The organism is Pseudomonas sp. Sample_9 (assembly GCF_004307535.1).
Lineage (GTDB): Bacteria > Pseudomonadota > Gammaproteobacteria > Pseudomonadales > Pseudomonadaceae > Aquipseudomonas > Aquipseudomonas mercuritolerans.
Genome location: NZ_RAZO01000103.1, coordinates 25,277 through 27,929, shown reverse-complemented (window position 1 = coordinate 27,929; position 2,653 = coordinate 25,277). Strand labels below are relative to the sequence as shown.

General features: G+C 61.8%; 3 protein-coding genes. 1 reads left to right on the top strand and 2 read right to left on the bottom strand.

From position 1 onward, the window contains the following. Both D6877_RS05440 and D6877_RS05435 read right to left on the bottom strand, forming a co-directional pair. Positions 1–764, bottom strand: a 764-nt coding sequence (locus tag D6877_RS05440) for a D-hexose-6-phosphate mutarotase (protein WP_130910102.1), incomplete at its 3' end; no start/stop codon positions are given. A 57-nt stretch (positions 765–821) separates the two neighbouring features. Further along, positions 822–1,226 carry an acyl-CoA thioesterase gene (locus D6877_RS05435; RefSeq protein ID WP_003229628.1) on the bottom strand — a complete coding sequence of 135 codons (405 nt, stop codon included), beginning with the start codon at positions 1,224–1,226 and terminating at the stop codon, positions 822–824. Between the two features lie 377 nt (positions 1,227–1,603). On the opposite strand from D6877_RS05435, the gene D6877_RS05430 reads away from it, so the two are divergent. Continuing rightward, a partial coding sequence (locus D6877_RS05430; protein WP_130910103.1) for an MFS transporter occupies positions 1,604–2,653 on the top strand: 1,050 nt, incomplete at its 3' end.

Below are 2,653 nucleotides of genomic sequence, written 5' to 3'. Positions count from 1 at the left end.
GCGGCGGCGCGGTCGATCCACGGGTTCCAGATCACCGCCGTGCGCGAGCCGGTAGAGGTCAGCACGATGCGTCGTTCCCAGCTCGGATCAACGATGCTCAATTGCGGCGGAGCATTGAGGTAGATGCGGTCGGTCTCGCCGGCGAAATGCAGATCGCCGCTCTGGCTGGCCGTGTTCCAGTCGTCCAGGGTCTCGATGTAGTTGAGCCCGGCCACGCCGTCGACATGCACATTACGCACGTCACTCACGGCGAAATAGCTGTGCAGCGCCTGACTCAGCGTGACGCTGTCAGTCCCCCGGTTATGGCTGGTCAGACTGTAATGCAGTTGATCCGCCAGATGCAGGGTCAGGGTCAGATCGACCTCATGGGGCCAGCCTGGCAGGCCACCTTCCGGGTAGGGCAGCTTGAATTCGACCTTGATGCCGTCAGCCTCTGACTCGATGTTGCCCAACTGCCAATCCATCGCCCGCACCAGACCGTGCGCGGGAGCCGGTTGCGCGCCGGTGTACATGGCCTGCACGCTGCTCGGGTTGCGTTCGAATTTGCCAAACCACGGCCAGCACACCGGCACGCCGGCGCGGATGCTTTTGCCGGTCTTGAACTCGGCCTTGTCGTTGAGCCAGATGATCGGCGGCTGGCCGTCGATCTGATAACTGAGGATGTGCGCGCCTTGCTGGGCCACCAGCACTTCGGCCTTGCCGTGGCGGATGCGCCAGCAGTTCAGTTCATCCTGTTTCACGGCTTCAACGTTGGGCGTGTTCATGGGCAACTCTCGATCAGACACTGGGGACGACTATCGACCGTAAAACGGCCGCGAGGTTTAACGCGCGCGTGGCGGCACCGAACGGGTGCGACCGCTGCCGTCGATGGCGACGAAAACGAAAACCGCTTCGGTGACCTTGCGCCATTCGCTGGAGAGTGGGTCATCGCTCCACACTTCGACCATCATCTGGATCGAGCTGCGGCCGATTTCCAGGGTCTGGGTATAAAAGGACAACTGCGCGCCGACCGCGACCGGGACGAGAAACGCCATGCGGTCGATGGCGACAGTGGCAACGCGGCCGCCGGCCACCCGGCTGGCCATGGCAGTGCCGGCCAGATCCATCTGCGCGACCAGCCAGCCGCCGAAAATATCGCCAAAGCCGTTGGTTTCGCGGGGAAGTGCGGTGATTTGCAGGGCCAGGTCGCCCTGTGGGATCGGATCTTCTTGTTCGAGCTCTATCATGCCGAGGGGCCTCTGACCCATGACTCTTCGTGGGTATTGCGAGTGGTAGCCGTCTTCAAGAAAAACGATTCAACACCGAACACACTGCGTTCGTCACGTTTTCCATCAGGCGCCTAAAGGGAAACTCTGCGAAAAAGGCTAAATCCCGAGCAAAGGACGGGCCAACAACGTTTTCGCACAGCAATCTCTTACAAATCCTGCGCAGGTGGCGAGTATATCGGTCGATAGACCCCGCGACGACCACCCGGTTCTGATTTCGACCGTCAATTACGCGCCTCTATGTGCTTTTTCGAACAATTTGCTATGGTGCCGAACCTGTCCAAGCCACCGCCAGCGTTGTTGTGGCGACAGATTCGACTATAAGAGAAGCCCTTGCCATGACCACAGCGCCTTCGAGCCTCGCGCAGCCCGAGCAACCCGCACGACCGTTGACCCGCAATGACTACAAGACTCTGTCGCTGTCCGCCCTCGGCGGGGCGCTGGAGTTCTACGATTTCATCATCTTCGTGTTCTTCGCCACCGTCGTCGGCAAGCTGTTCTTCCCGGCCGACATGCCAGAGTGGCTGCGCTTGATGCAGACGTTCGGCATCTTCGCCGCCGGCTATCTGGCGCGGCCGCTGGGCGGCATCGTCATGGCGCACTTCGGTGACCTGCTGGGGCGCAAGAAGATGTTCACCCTGAGCATTTTCATGATGGCCGTGCCGACGCTGATCATGGGCTTGCTGCCTACTTACGCGCAGATCGGCATCTGGGCGCCGATCCTGTTGCTGCTGATGCGGGTGATCCAGGGCGCAGCGATTGGCGGTGAAGTGCCGGGGGCGTGGGTCTTCGTTTCCGAACACGTACCGCAAAAGCACATCGGTTATGCCTGCGGCACGCTCACCAGCGGTCTGACTGCCGGCATCCTCCTCGGCTCGCTGGTCGCCACGGCGATCAACAGCATTTATACGCCCGCTGAAGTGTCGGATTACGCCTGGCGGATCCCGTTCCTGCTCGGCGGCGTGTTCGGCCTGTTCTCGGTGTACCTGCGCCGCTGGCTGCACGAGACACCGGTGTTCGCCGAACTTCAATTGCGCAAGGCTCTGGCCGAAGAAGTGCCGTTGCGCGCGGTGCTGCGTGATCATCGCGGTGCCATCGCCATTTCGATGCTGCTGACCTGGTTGCTGTCGGCCGGCGTCGTCGTAGTGATTCTGATGACCCCGACCGTGCTGCAAACGGTCTACCACTTCTCGCCGACCACGGCGCTGCAAGCCAACAGCCTGGCCATCGTCTTCCTCAGCCTCGGCTGCATTGGCGCCGGCGCGCTGGCCGATCGCTTCGGCGCCGGCCGCGTCTTCGTCTTTGGCTGCCTGGGCCTGCTGATCAGCTCCTGGACCTTCTACCACAGCCTCGCCGACCACCCGGACTGGCTGTTCCCGCTGTACGCA